Here is a 14,036-nt window from a genome sequence, read left to right on the forward strand (position 1 = left end):
CAGGGCGTTCTTTATTTTTTACGCAATATTTGCGCCAAAATGTTACAAAACCCCGATTGACGCGGGCTGTAGGACGATCCAGCAGCCCTCGCAAGTCATTGAGAATGCTGGCATTCCGCTACAGCGTTACCGAGCGACTCACTTTTACCCGAACGCGCGCACCACAAATACACACAAAAAGTACGTGACGCCCCATAAAAGGGCCGATGATCACCGTTTGCCCGGTTAACCCTTCCAACACCCGCCCAAAGCTGGCACCATCGCGCCCTTTTTCACGCGAAGCCTGCGGGTTTTTCAGGTTCAAACGGCTGTTCGGTTGTTGATGGCGCGACACGCCGCTGTGTCGATGCGACACCTTGCCGCAGACCACCTGTTAAGCATCCGCCGCGCTGTTGGCTGCCATCCGGACGCTATGCTAGGTTGGCGCCTCGCCAGGAAGGCGACCCAACAGCAGGAACGCAACGAACACAATGAGGACCGCACATGGCTCTGGCCGCGCCCGCGCTTGAAATCCGCAACTTGCATAAACGCTATGGTGAGCTGGAGGTACTCAAAGGTATCTCGCTGACCGCTCGCGACGGCGATGTGATCTCGATCCTGGGTTCCTCCGGTTCCGGCAAGTCCACATTCCTGCGCTGCATCAACCTGCTGGAAAACCCGCACCAGGGCCAGATCCTGGTGGCCGGCGAAGAGCTCAAGCTCAAGGCCGCGAAGAACGGCGAGCTGATAGCCGCCGACGGCAAGCAGATCAACCGCCTGCGCAGCGAAATCGGGTTTGTGTTTCAAAACTTTAACCTGTGGCCGCACATGAGCATCCTCGACAACATCATCGAGGCCCCACGCCGTGTGCTCGGCCAGAGCAAGGCCGAAGCCATCGAAGTGGCCGAAGCCCTGCTGGCCAAGGTCGGCATCGGCGACAAGCGTCACGCCTACCCCGCGCAATTGTCCGGCGGCCAGCAGCAGCGGGCGGCCATCGCGCGTACCCTGGCGATGCAGCCGAAAGTCATCCTGTTCGACGAACCCACCTCGGCCCTTGACCCGGAAATGGTCCAGGAAGTACTTAATGTGATCCGCGCGCTGGCCGAAGAAGGCCGCACCATGCTGCTGGTCACCCATGAAATGGGCTTCGCCCGCCAGGTGTCCAGTGAAGTGGTGTTCTTGCACCAAGGCCTGGTCGAAGAGCAAGGATCGCCACAGCAGGTGTTTGAAAACCCGCTTTCGGCGCGCTGCAAACAATTCATGTCCAGCAACCGCTAACGGAGCAACATGCATGCAGAACTATAAAAAATTCCTTCTGGCCGCGGCCGTTTCGATGGCGTTCAGCGCCTCGGCCATGGCAGAAACCCTGAAAATGGGGATCGAAGCGGCCTACCCGCCGTTCAACAATAAAGATGCCAGCGGCAACGTCGTCGGCTTCGACAAAGACATCGGCGACGCCCTGTGCGCCAAGATGAAAGTCGAGAAGTGCGAAGTGTATGTATCGGACTGGGACGGCATCATCCCGGCGCTGAACGCGAAGAAATTCGACTTCCTGGTGTCCTCGCTGTCGATCACCGACGAGCGCAAGCAGGCCGTCGACTTCACCGACCCGTACTACTCCAACAAGCTGCAGTTCATCGCACCTAAAGCCACGGCAGACTTCAAGACCGACGCGGCCTACCTGAAAGGCAAGATCATCGGCGCACAACGCGCGACGTTGGCCGGCACCTACCTGGAAGACAAGCTGCCAGACACCACCAGCAAGCTCTACGACACCCAGGAAAACGCCTACCTCGACCTGACGTCCGGCCGCCTGGACGGCATCCTCGCCGACAAGTACGTGCAGTACGAATGGCTCAAGAGCAAAGACGGTTCCGCCTACGAATTCAAGGGCGACCCGGTGGTCGAGAGCGACAAGATCGGTATCGCCGTGCGCAAAGGCGACCCGCTGCGCGAACGCCTGAACAAAGCCCTGGCAGAGATCAAGGCCGACGGCACCTACAAGAAGATCAACGACAAGTACTTCCCTTTCAGCATCGAATGATCTGAACGGTATGCCCGACGCGCTCCCAGGGGCGCGTCGGCTTTCAGCTTTGCCTGCCGCGATATGAAAACACCATGAATTTCGATCTCTACGGATTCGGCCCGGCGCTCGCCGCCGGCGCGCTGATGACCGTCAAGCTGGCGCTCACGGCCCTGTGCCTGGGGCTGGTACTCGGCCTGGCCGGCGCTTTGGCCAAGACGTCCCCATACAAGCTGCTGCAGTGGCTGGGCGGGACTTACTCGACCCTCGTTCGCGGTATTCCCGAACTGTTGTGGGTGTTGCTGATTTATTTCGGCACGGTCAACCTGATGCGTGCCCTCGGGGAGTTTTTCGGTAACCCCGACCTTTCCCTCAGCGCCTTCGCCGCCGGGGTCATCGCCCTGGGCCTGTGCTTTGGCGCCTACGCCACGGAAGTGTTCCGTGGCGCGATCCTCGCCATTCCCAAGGGCCACCGTGAAGCCGGTGTGGCATTGGGCCTGTCGAAGTTTCGCATCTTCACCCGCTTGATCATGCCGCAGATGTGGCGCATCGCCCTGCCGGGCCTGGGCAACCTGTTCATGATCCTGATGAAAGACACCGCGCTGGTATCGGTGATCGGCCTCGAAGAAATCATGCGCCATGCGCAGATCGGCGTGACCGTGACCAAGCAGCCGTTCACCTTCTTCATGGTGGCGGCGTTCATGTACCTGGGCCTCACCGTGCTGGCCATGACTGGCATGCACTTCCTGGAAAAACGCGCCAGTCGCGGCTTTGCAAGGAGCACCCAATGAACGGCGACTACAGCTGGCTGTCCCATTTCGACCTGGGCCTGAACTGGGCCGTGATCATCAAGTGGCTGCCCAAACTGGCCCAGGGCGCGACCCTCACCCTCGAGCTGGTGGCCATTGCGGTGATTGCCGGCCTGCTACTGGCGATCCCGCTGGGCATCGCCCGCTCTTCGCGCCGCTGGTACGTGCGGACCCTGCCCTATTGCTACATTTTCTTCTTTCGCGGCACGCCGTTGCTGGTGCAACTGTTCCTGGTCTACTACGGCCTGGCGCAGTTCGATGCGGTGCGTAACAGCTTCATGTGGCCGTACCTGCGCGATCCGTTCTGGTGCGCCACCGCCACCATGACCCTGCACACCGCCGCCTATATCGCCGAAATCCTGCGCGGTGCGATCCAGGCCATCCCGCCGGGTGAAATCGAAGCGGCGCGGGCCCTGGGCATGTCCAAGCCGAAGACGCTGTTCTATATCATCCTGCCGCGCGCCGCGCGCATCGGCCTGCCGGCGTACAGCAACGAAGTGATCCTGATGCTCAAGGCCAGCGCCCTGGCCAGTACCGTGACGCTGCTCGAACTGACTGGCATGGCGCGCACCATCATTGCGCGCACGTACCTGCCAGTGGAGATCTTCTTCGCCGCCGGGATGTTCTACCTGCTGATGGCCTATGTGCTGGTGCGCGGTTTCAAACTGCTGGAACGCTGGCTGCGGGTCGATGCCTGCCAGGGACGTTGAAGCGCACTTCCAGGCGCTGGATGCGTTCCTCAGCGAACACCAGGGGCTGTGGCGACCACGGCCCTTCACGCATCGCCAGTTACCCTGGGAATCCCAACATCCCGCGCTCGCCCAGTGGCTGCGCCGGCGCTCGCTGGCCGACGCGGAAAGCAGCCACAACCGGCCCCATGAGCTGCCCGCCCCGGCGCCTTTTCCACAGCTGGCCGCGCAGGCGCTGCGCCTCAGTGCTGTGGATAAGTTACCGACGCAGCCCCTGGCACCCGCCCGCCAGCGCCTGAACGTCGATGTGCCCGGCCGCAAGTGGCAACAGATCGAAGCCTTCGGCGCCGCCCTGGGGTTCGCGCAACCACCGCGGCACTGGCTGGACTGGTGCGCCGGCAAAGGCCACCTCGGCCGCCGCCTGCTGCACAGCGGGCAGCAACTGACCTGTCTGGAATACGATCCGGCCCTGATCGCCGCCGGGCAGGCCTTGAGCGACCACCACCAACTGCCCGTCACCCACCACCTGCAAGACGTACTGGCCGACGTGACGGTCAGCGCCGAACACACACCCGTCGCCCTGCACGCCTGCGGCGACCTGCACGTGCGCCTGCTGCAACTGGCCAGCACTGCTGGCTGCAAGCAACTGGCGCTGGCACCCTGCTGCTACAACCGCATCCGCACCGACCGCTATCAGCCACTGTCGAGCGTCGGCCGCGCTTCGGCGTTACGCTTATCGGTGGATGACCTGGGGCTGCCCCTCAGTGAAACCGTCACCGCCGGCAAGCGGGTGCGCCGGCAACGGGATACGTCCATGGCCAGGCGCCTGGGTTTCGATCACTTGCAGCGCCAATTGCGCCATTGCGACACGTACCTGCCCACGCCGTCCCTGCCCGCCAGTTGGCTGGGTAAACCCTTCGCCGACTATTGCCGCGAGCTGGCCGACCTCAAAGGTTTATCCACAGGCGAGCAGGATTGGACAGCGCTAGAGGCACACGGCTGGCGGCGCTTGGCCGAGGTCAGAAACCTGGAACTGCTGCGAGGGTTGTTCCGCCGCCCGCTGGAGCTGTGGCTGGTGCTGGATCGGGCTCTGTTTCTGCGGGAACAGGGCTACACCGTGGCGGTAGGCAGCTTCTGCGAAACCACCCTGACCCCACGCAACCTTATGGTGCTGGCTGAGCGCGATTAAAGCGCATTTTTTCCTACGCGCGCCCTGTGGATAACTCTGTTGATGAAATCCTTACAGAAGCTGTAACCATCTGCGTTACAGGCCAAATGCCATACTGATCATTTTTTGTGCAGCGAATAAAACGCACGCAAAACAGGCGGTTGCGCCGTGTTGAGAATGGTTCCGCCCAAACCCCATTCGACGCCATCGGCGACCTGCCGATTGTGCATAAGCATTTCGCGTTCAGCGCATAAAGCGTGATTTAGCGGGCTTTTTTCCGTGCGATCAACAACCGGCACAGCCTCTTGAGATCATCGCAGGCGGCGCTCGCCGCCAAGTTATCCAGCGGGTCCGTGGCAAAGGCCAGGGCTTCGCTGATCGATGGATCGCGATGCACCACGTCCAACGGATTGTCGCCCAGGCGCAGTTTGAAGGCATTGACCATGTCCCGGCTGAACGCCGAGTTTTCTTCCAGTTGATTGATCACATAGTGGCAATGTGGCGGGCGTTCACGCTCAAGATAAGGCGCCAGCACCGCGTCCAACTGGTCAAGCGTGCCGAGGCATGCGGCATTCGGCTGGACGACGACCAATACGCTATCGGCCACGCTCAACGCTTGATGCAGATAGACGTTATTACCGGCGGGGGTGTCGATGAGCATGAGCGGGCGCTCGCTCAACCCCAGGGTCGACAGGTGCTGCGCCAACCACTCCGGTTCGCGCGTGAGCCAACGTTGCAGGTTGTCCTTCTGCTTGATATCGGTGTGCCCGAAGGGGATCACGCGGCAGCCGGCAAACCCCGCTTGCAGGAGCGTCTCCCAGCGCGTATTGAGCAGGCTGGCGCGGCCGACGCCCAGGAGCTCCGGGGCCACGCCGAAATGCTGGCGCAATGCGTTTTGAGGGTCCAGATCCAGCGCCACCACCGACTCCCCCAAGCGCTGCAAGCCGCTGCTCAACGCCGTGGCCAGGGTGCTGCGGCCAACGCCGCCATTGACCGAGACCAGCGCCACCACGGTTGGGCGCGGTGTGCTCAAGTCATAATGATGAGGTTGTTCATAGGCCGCTGGCGCACTGGCGCAAAAGCGCGAGCCGTCTTTCTGGTTAGCGCGGGTGCCATCATCGAATGGAAGGGTGCCGAAAAAGTGCAGCCGAGCGTTCCGTGCCTTGGGCTCCCGGGTCAGGCTCTTGCCGGACGGGGCAAACAGATCATCGGTACGGCTCATGGCCATAACTCCTTCACAGTGCCATTAAAGACGTGAAAGGTCGGCAAGATAAGGCTGACCGCAAGTCTTTTTGTCGGCGCTTTGGTTGCGACATTCTGTGACAGGCGTTATGAGGTGTCATTATTTTGATGGAATTGCCGCCACCCTTTCAGACGAGCGGAAAATAGCCAATTTACCGGCACTTATTCAGGATAAATTGCTACAAAGTGATTTCATCGTGCCATTGTTTTTTACCCGGTATCACCGCACCATTGCCGCACCTTCAATGCTGCAAGCTCGGGTATTCGCAGTGGCGATACGCTTTAACTTCCCTCGGTTCCTGTACGGTCTGGCCATCACGCTGTTGCTGGGTGGCGGCCTGCTGGGCAATCTGCTCGCCGATTGGGATTTCAGCCAGATCAGCCGCCGCGCCGAGGCGCTTTACGGGCCCCTGGGCGCCGGGCGCCAGCGTATCGATGCCTGGCAACACCTGCTCACGGCGCAAAAGCAGGTCAGCGAGACCGAACAACTCAACGTGGTCAACTTGTTCTTTAACCGCCAGTTGCACTACGAAGAAGATATCGACCTGTGGCACGAGATCGATTATTGGGCGACGCCCATTCAATCCCTGTGGAAAGGTGCCGGTGATTGTGAAGACTATGCCATCGCCAAATACTTCAGCCTGCGTCACTTGGGCGTGCCGGCCGAGAAGCTGCGCATAACCTACGTCAAGGCCTTGCGCCAGAATCGCGCGCATATGGTACTGACCTATTATGCAAGCCCGGAAGCCATGCCGTTGGTACTCGACAGCCTGATGGACCCCATTCTGCCGGCCAGCCAACGTCCGGACCTGCTGCCCGTCTACGCTTTCAACGGCGAAGGGTTGTGGCTGACCGGCGCGGCGGGCAACAAAAAAGTCGGTGATAGCAAGCGCCTGTCACGCTGGCAGGATGTCTTGAAAAAAATGACCGCCGAAGGTTTTCCGGCCAGTTCGGATAATTAACAGGAGCTACGATGTCACTGTTCAAACAATTGCTGATCGCTATCTGTGTGTTTCTAGTGGTTGCCTTCAGCGGTAGCTTCATCGTCAGCCTGGAAAGCTCGCGTGCGCAGTACGTCAACCAGTTGCGTTCCCACGCCCAGGATGCGGCCACCGCACTGGCACTGTCGCTGACGCCGAACATCGATGACCCGGCGATGACCGAGCTGATGGTCAGTTCGATTTTCGACAGTGGCTACTACGCGAGCATCCGCGTGGTGGACCTGAGCAATAACCAGGTGCTGGTGGAGCGTGCCGCCGAACCTGATGCCAGCGGCGTGCCGGCCTGGTTCGTGAAAATGATCGGCCTCGCGCCGGCCGGCGGCGATGCCATCGTCAGCCGAGGCTGGCAGCAGGCGGCACGGGTCGAGGTGATCAGCCACCCGATGTTCGCCCTGGCCAAACTGTGGCAGAGCGCGTTGGGCAGCCTGGGCTGGTTGCTGCTCTGCGGCGCCGCGAGTGCGGTGCTCGGCGCGCTGTTGCTGCGCCGTCAGTTGAAGCCGCTGGACTATATGGTCGAGCAGTCCCACGCCATCGCGCGGCGCGAATTCATCAGCTTGCCCGACCTGCCCCGCACCCCCGAACTGCGGCGCGTGGTGCAGGCCATGAACCAGATGGTCGAGAAGCTCAAGGCGTTGTTCAATGAACAGACCGAGCGCAGCGAGAAGCTGCGCGTGGAGTCCTACCAGGACAGCCTGACCGGGCTGGCCAACCGGCGCTATTTCGAGATGCAGCTCAACTCGCGGGTCAGCAACCTGGAAGAAGCCAGTTCAGGCTACCTGCTGATCTTGCGGGTCAACGACCTCGCCGGTCTCAACCAGCGCCTGGGCGGGCAACGCACCGACCAACTGCTGCAAGCCGTCAGCCAGCAACTGGTGCGGACCTGCGCCAAGTACCCGGAAACCCAAAACCTGATCACCCGCAGCCGCGGCGGCGAGTTCGCCGTGCTTGCCCCGGGCCTGGTGCGTCACGAAGCGGTGCAATTGGCCCAGGCGCTGGAAACCACCCTGCAGAGCCTGTACGAAACGGGCGCCACAGACATGCAGAGCGTGGCCTACATCGGCCTCGCGCCCTACAACCCCGGCGATGCCTCGGCCGACCTGTTGAAGCTGGCCGATCAGGCCCTGGCCCAGGCTGAAGCCAGTAGCGGCCAAACCTGGGTATGCCTGGAGCGCCAGACCCGGGACACCGTCAGCGACGACCCGCATAGCTGGCACACCCTGCTCGACGAGGCCCTGAATCAGGGGCGCTTCCGCTTGTTTTTCCAGCCGGTGGTCAGTAGCAGCGATACCCGTCAGGTGCTGCACTACAAGGTACTGTCGCGCCTGCTCGACAACCAGGACCAGACCATTGCGGCGGGGCACTTCCTGCCCTGGCTGGAGCGCTTCGGCTGGACCGCACGCCTTGACCAATTGATGCTCGACCTGGTGATCAAACACCTGGCACAACACAACCAATCGGTGGCGTTGAACCTCTCGGCGGCGACCTTGAATGACCCACAAGCCCTGGAGCGGATGTTCGAGCGATTGGCGCAACACCCGACACTCGGTACGCGCCTGACGCTGGAGATCGGCGAAGAGCAAGTGCCCGAGCAAGCCCAGCTGGAGCGTCTCACCCGGCGCCTGCGCAGCCTCGGATACAGCCTCGGCCTGCAACGTTTCGGCGGGCGTTTCAGCATGATCGGCAACCTGGCGAACCTGGGCCTGGCGTACCTCAAAATCGACGGCAGCTACATCCGTACCATTGATCAGGAAAGCCACAAGCGCTTTTTTATCGAGGCGATCCAGCGTGCCGCCCACAGCATCGATTTGCCGTTGATTGCAGAACGCGTGGAAACCGAAGGTGAGTTGCGCGTGATTCGCGAGATGGGCATCGAAGGGGTGCAAGGCCAACTGGTCGGTGAACCCGCGCCGTGGACGTGGAGCGCCGAGTAATCATGCCGGCTTGACGCTCATGCCGTGAAAGAGGTGCGTGCGCCTCAGATCAAACCGCTTTCATCGTCATTGATCAGCTCACTCAAACCGCCCAGCGCCGTCCGTGCCTGGGTACGCTCCATCACCTTGACCTGCGCGGCGGGCGGCAGGTCAGTGATGCGGATCACGCCCTTGGCGGTCAGCACCTGGATCAAGTCATCGAGCACCCGAATCATCTCGGAGTCGCTCTGTTGGAGCTGCTTGAGGCTGTTGTCGATCACATCCGTGGCAAACCACGCCTGAATGTCCTGATGATCCGCCGGTAGAGTCCCGGTGGATTCGGCGAAGGCCTGCGCCTCGACGCGAACCAAAGCGTTGTATTGATCGCGTTGCACGTAGAACATCAGCGTTCTCCCAATAAAAAATCCCTGCAGGCGCCGCACCTGGCTCCTACAGAGATTACACACATTTTCCCGAAGCTGGTGCCCACGGAGCGCCAATCCCGAAAGATTGGCGCTCCAGGGTGATCAGTCGTGATGCTTGACGGTCAGATCACCACCGGCGATCAGGCTGTTGATCGCGGCACTGCCACTGCCCCAGCTGGCGCCATCGACCTTGATCGTAACATCGGCCGTACCGCCACCCTGCGCCGTGAACGAACCACTGCTGCTGACACTCAGCGTCGAGTTGCCCGCCGAGTCGGTGCTCAACTTCAGGTAGTTGGTCAGGTTGGTGTCGTTATTGCCTTGCAGCAAATCAGACAGGTCCAACTTATCGCCTTCGCTGTGCTTGAAGTCGGTGATGGTATCGACGCCAGTCCCGGTGTTGGTATCCCCTTTGAGCCACACGAAGGTATCCGCCCCCGCGCCGCCGGTGAGGGTGTCATTGCCCTTGCCGCCCACCAGGATGTCGTTACCCGCCCCGCCGTTGAGCACGTCGTTACCGCCTTGGCCGAACAGAATGTCGTCGCCGGCGTTGCCGATCAGCTTGTCAGCGCCGTCGTTGGTGCCGTAGATGTTCGACGCGCTGGCCAATGCACCCACGTCAGCGACGTGTTCGGTGATGAACTGGTGCAAGGTACGGTCATCGATGTGATCGACGGTCGTGGCCAGTTTGTCGGCCGCGAACGCCTTGAGTGCAGCACTGCCTTCAAGGTTGTTGTAGCTGATCAGGTCGCCGAACAGAATGTCGTTGCCCGAACCACCGGTGAGGGTGTCGGCGCCGGTATCGGCCGCGTGGCCGGTGATGGCATCCGCCAGCTTCGCGGTGTCGATCGTGGAGACGTTATGATCGGTATCAAACTGCTTGAGCACAGCGGTATCAATGTTCGAGCCCAGACCGATGGCCTCGACGACAACCTTGCCTGGAACCGCGTTGACCAGATCGGAATAGGCCGACTTGGCGTTGCTCATGGCAGTATTGGTACCGCTGTAGACCGACGCCACGTCAAAGCCGCCGCTGCTGTTGGCCACCACGGTGCCTTCGTAGTTTCTGCCGTTATAGTAGGAATAGACGTTGCCGTCGCCATCGACAATCACCTGCGTCTTGCCGTTGATTGTCGCGGTGACCGGGGTGCTCTGACCCAAAACGTAGTTGGAGTTGTTGACGACGCTATCAAAGTAAACATCCGAGCCATTCCGACCGGTCCAGCCCAGGTAAGGGTTGCCATCAACACTGGTGTATACGTTCGGCTCACCGTCGGTAATGAAGTACGTCAGGTTTTTTGCACCCACATTGCTCGTGGCATCGTCGCCTTTGAACCAGTTGGTGGCGGCGTTGAACGCATCCTGATAGTTGGTCATGTCGCTCGATTTTGACGTCATCTGAGTCAACACAGCCTGCAAGGCCGCCTTAGCGGCGTCCTTGTCGGCGAGGTTGACCGAGACCTGCGCTTCGACCCGCGTATCGAAGTCGACCAGCAGTACCTTCACAACACCCGAGTCGCTTTTACCGGCATTGCTGATCAAGGTATCGAACACGCTCGCAAGCTGCGCCTTGATCGACTTCATCGCACTGCTGCCGATACTGCCCGAGGTATCGACGATAAAGGCAATGTTGTAGTTGCTGCCGGCATTGACGATGCCGCCTTTGTCACCGACCACCATGTTGTTGGCCGAGGTACTGCTCAGGTCGACGACATCGGCGGTGCCGCCGCCTTCCGTCACCACATAAGTCTGTGGCGTAACGGTAATGGTGCTGGTGGCCACCGACGAACTCAGGCTGTCAGCGCCTGCGTTGTCCTTCACGGCGATCTCGACAGTGCGATCACCCGTGGTCGGATACTTGCTGGTGCTGGAGTACTGGAACGACTCGAGCAACGACTTGTAGGTGGCCGTGTCAGCCGCGCCCGACAGGGTCAGGACGATTTTGCCACTGACGTCGGTGCCGACGCTGGTCAGGGTGACGCCGTTGTAAGTACCGCCCACGGTCACCAGGCTCGAGCTGAGCTGGTCGCCCGCGCTGGCGTTTTTCAAGGTGATGGTCGCGCTTTGCATCTGGCTGCTGTCGACGTCACCGATGGCTACGTTGCCGGTGATCGCTATCCCACCCGTACTGCGCTCCGAGTAGGCCGTGCTGTAGCTGGTGAGGACGGAACCGTCTGTGGTGCTCAGGTCCAGGGTCGGTGCGTCGTTGACCGAGGTCACGGTGATAGTGCCGTTGACCGGGGCCGAGGTCAGCGGATTGCTGCCGTTAGCGTTGCCGCTGTCGGTGGCGGTGTAGGTGAAGTTCGCCGTGCCGTTGAAGTTCGCGTTCGGTTTGAAGTAAACCGTGGCTTCGCCGTTGACAGCGTTAATGGCGCCGGTCACCGCTTTGGTCATCGCCGCGTCGGTGTAGAAGGTGCCATTGGTTGGCGTGCCGACGGTGAACGACTTGACGTTGGTCAGGCCATCGACGTCGGTGGCGGACAGCTTGACCGCGATGCCTACGCTTGGATCTTCAGCACCGGTCGCGGTGGTTGCCGCAGCCACTGGCGCATCGTTGACCGGGGTCACGGTGATGCTGCCGTTGGCTGCTGGCGAGGTCAGTACGTTGCTGCCGTCAGCATTGCCGCCGTCGGTCGCGGTGTAGGTGAAGTTCGCCGTGCCGTTGAAGTTCGCGTTCGGCTTGAAGTAAACCGTGGCTTCGCCGTTGACCGCGGTAATCGCGCCGGTCACCGCTTTGGTCATGGCCGCGTCGGTGTAGAAGGTGCCATTGGTTGGCGTGCCGACGGTGAACGACTTGACGTTGGTCAGGCCATCGACGTCGGTCGCGCTCAGCTTGACCGCGATGCCTACGCTTGGGTCTTCAGCACCGGTCGCGGTGGTTGCCGCTGCAACCGGCGCATCGTTGACCGGAGTCACGGTGATGCTGCCGTTGGCGGCTGGCGAGGTCAGTACGTTGCTGCCGTCAGCGTTGCCGCCGTCGGTCGCGGTGTAGGTGAAGTTCGCCGTGCCGTTGAAGTTCGCGTTCGGCTTGAAGTACACGGTGGCTTCGCCGTTGACCGCGGTAATCGCGCCGGTCACTGGTTTGGTCATGGCCGCGTCGGTGTAGAAGGTGCCGTTGGTCGACGTGCCGACGGTGAACGATTTCACGTTCGCCAGGCCGTCTACGTCGGTCGCGCTCAGTTTGACCGCGATACCTACGCTTGGGTCTTCAGCCCCCGTCGCAGTGGTGGCCACAGCCACCGGCGCGTCGTTGACCGCAGTGATCACCACGCTCACCTTGCCAGTCGTGACTTCTTCAACCTGCGTGCTCAACTCTTTGGCCGTTGCCGTCACAGTCAGATCGAAATTGGCAGTCGCATCCTTGGCCGGAGTGACGGTCAGGGTAGCCAGGTTCCAATTGCTGACATCGTACTGGGTGGTCGCACCCGTCGAGGTATAGCTGTGGCCCGTGGCGCCGTCGGTGATGACAGCGCCTTCAGGCAGGCCGCTGATTTCTACCTTGTGCGATTCCGACTGGTCATTGTCGACAAACGTGGTCGTGATCGGGCTGATCTTGATCGCAGTGTCTTCCAGGCCGTGGTTATAAACGTAGCCGGTGTAATAACCTTCTCCGTTGACCACATGAGCATCGTCAAACACCGCCCCGGCGGCTTTCAACGCTTCCAGGCTGGTATAGGTCTGCACGCCGCTGCTGCCCAACGCCATCGACGGGCCGTTGTTGATCGAGACATTGACGTCGTAGTTGCCCGGGCCGGCCTGGTTGTAGTGATAGATGTCGAGGGTGTAATAACCCGACTCTGTCGGCGTAAAGGGGGTTGCGTTGATCCCGGTGCCCTGGCTCCAGGTCTCGGTCGACACCAACTTGCCGCCGACGGTAACCGCCAGGCTGTCATCGGCGCTGCCGGTGAAGCTGTAGCTCTTGCCGGCTTCCAGGTAAATCAGGCCGGAGACTTTGGTCGCGGTGAGTTCCACCACATTAGCGTTGCTCACGTTGGCGGTCACACCCGTGGAGGCTGCGCTGTCAGGCGTTTGGGCGTTGATGACCCGGATCAAATCGCCGGACTGAACAACCCCATTACCGTTCGTACCCAATGCACCCGGCAGGTTGCCGCCGGTCCAGGTTTGAATGGTCAAGCCGGTTGGCACGTCACCGAATGCGCCGACGGTCACGACAGGAACGTCCGTCACTGGGTGGATATCCACGGTGATGGTTTTCGTATCGCTGTTGAGCTGGCCGTCGGTCGCCTGGAACTTCAGCTCGGTGTAATCACCCTGCTTGTTACCGACGCCGGCATTGCCGAAGCTGTTATCGCCCGACTCGTTGGCCGCTGGGCTGTAACGCACATTGTGATTGTCGAAGTCGGCCTGGCTGAAGGCCTTGCCCGGCGACGTATCGGTTTTCAGATCAGCCGCGCTGAGCTTGACCCAGACACCGTCGACTTTGTACTCGATGGCACCGTTGGGCAGGCTGGTGAAGACGACTTTCAGGTCCGTGGAATCCACATCGTTGACCCCGAACGTCGACCATTTCAGCTCGACTGGGGTGTCTTCGTTGCTTTCGACGTAGCCATTGCTCGCAGTCGGCGCATCGTTGACCGGAGTTACGGTGATGGTGCCGTTGGCTGGAGCTGAGGTCAGCGGGCTGCCGCCGTCAGCGATACCGCCGTCGGTGGCGGTGTAGGTGAAGTTCGCGGTGCCGTTGAAGTTTTCGTTTGGCTTGAAGTAAACGGTGGCTTCGCCGTTGACGGCGTCGATCGAGCCAGTCACTGGCTTGGTCATCGCCGCATCAG

General features: G+C 61.0%; 10 protein-coding genes. 7 read left to right on the forward strand and 3 right to left on the reverse strand.

The annotated features are described in order from the left end of the window. Positions 1–483: 483 nt before the first annotated feature. The 5 genes from INT12_RS22900 (at position 484) to INT12_RS22920 (ending at position 4,689) form a co-directional block, all read left to right on the forward strand. On the forward strand, positions 484–1,257 hold the full coding sequence (locus tag INT12_RS22900; RefSeq protein ID WP_017849951.1) for an ABC transporter ATP-binding protein: 774 nt from the start codon (positions 484–486) through the stop codon (positions 1,255–1,257). A gap of 13 nt (positions 1,258–1,270) precedes the next feature. Continuing rightward, positions 1,271–2,023 carry an ABC transporter substrate-binding protein gene (locus tag INT12_RS22905; protein ID WP_017849952.1) on the forward strand — a complete coding sequence of 251 codons (753 nt, stop codon included), beginning with the start codon at positions 1,271–1,273 and terminating at the stop codon, positions 2,021–2,023. Between the two features lie 74 nt (positions 2,024–2,097). Continuing rightward, a complete protein-coding gene (locus tag INT12_RS22910; protein ID WP_017849953.1) occupies positions 2,098–2,793 on the forward strand; it encodes an ABC transporter permease in 696 nt (231 codons plus the stop codon). Between the two features lie 38 nt (positions 2,794–2,831). Then, positions 2,832–3,521 (forward strand): ABC transporter permease, encoded by a 690-nt coding sequence (locus tag INT12_RS22915; protein WP_102618618.1) that lies wholly within the window; start codon positions 2,832–2,834, stop codon positions 3,519–3,521. Continuing rightward, positions 3,502–4,689 carry a methyltransferase gene (locus INT12_RS22920; protein WP_193040669.1) on the forward strand — a complete coding sequence of 396 codons (1,188 nt, stop codon included), beginning with the start codon at positions 3,502–3,504 and terminating at the stop codon, positions 4,687–4,689. The genes INT12_RS22915 and INT12_RS22920 overlap by 20 nt, the downstream gene beginning before the upstream one ends. Positions 4,690–4,930: 241 nt before the next feature. On the opposite strand, the gene bcsQ is transcribed toward INT12_RS22920, so the two are convergent. Continuing rightward, positions 4,931–5,890 (reverse strand): cellulose biosynthesis protein BcsQ, encoded by a 960-nt coding sequence (bcsQ, locus tag INT12_RS22925; protein WP_193040668.1) that lies wholly within the window; start codon positions 5,888–5,890, stop codon positions 4,931–4,933. 265 nt (positions 5,891–6,155) lie between these two features. On the opposite strand from bcsQ, the gene lapG reads away from it, so the two are divergent. Together lapG and lapD are read left to right on the forward strand one after the other, a co-directional pair. After that, positions 6,156–6,872, forward strand: a complete 717-nt coding sequence (lapG, locus tag INT12_RS22930; protein WP_017849958.1) for a cysteine protease LapG — start codon at positions 6,156–6,158, stop codon at positions 6,870–6,872. 11 nt (positions 6,873–6,883) lie between these two features. Beyond that, on the forward strand, positions 6,884–8,842 hold the full coding sequence (gene lapD / locus INT12_RS22935; RefSeq protein WP_193040667.1) for a cyclic di-GMP receptor LapD: 1,959 nt from the start codon (positions 6,884–6,886) through the stop codon (positions 8,840–8,842). Between the two features lie 44 nt (positions 8,843–8,886). Here lapD and INT12_RS22940 read toward each other — a convergent pair whose 3' ends face one another. Then, complete coding sequence (locus INT12_RS22940) at positions 8,887–9,225, reverse strand: hypothetical protein (RefSeq protein WP_017849960.1); 339 nt, start codon at positions 9,223–9,225, stop codon at positions 8,887–8,889. Between the two features lie 123 nt (positions 9,226–9,348). Further along, a complete protein-coding gene (locus tag INT12_RS22945; protein ID WP_193059026.1) occupies positions 9,349–14,025 on the reverse strand; it encodes a beta strand repeat-containing protein in 4,677 nt (1,558 codons plus the stop codon). Between the last annotated feature and the right edge of the window lie 11 nt (positions 14,026–14,036).

The sequence above is a fragment of the Pseudomonas sp. K8 genome, from assembly GCF_014889455.1.
GTDB classification, from domain to species: Bacteria; Pseudomonadota; Gammaproteobacteria; order Pseudomonadales; family Pseudomonadaceae; genus Aquipseudomonas; species Aquipseudomonas veronii.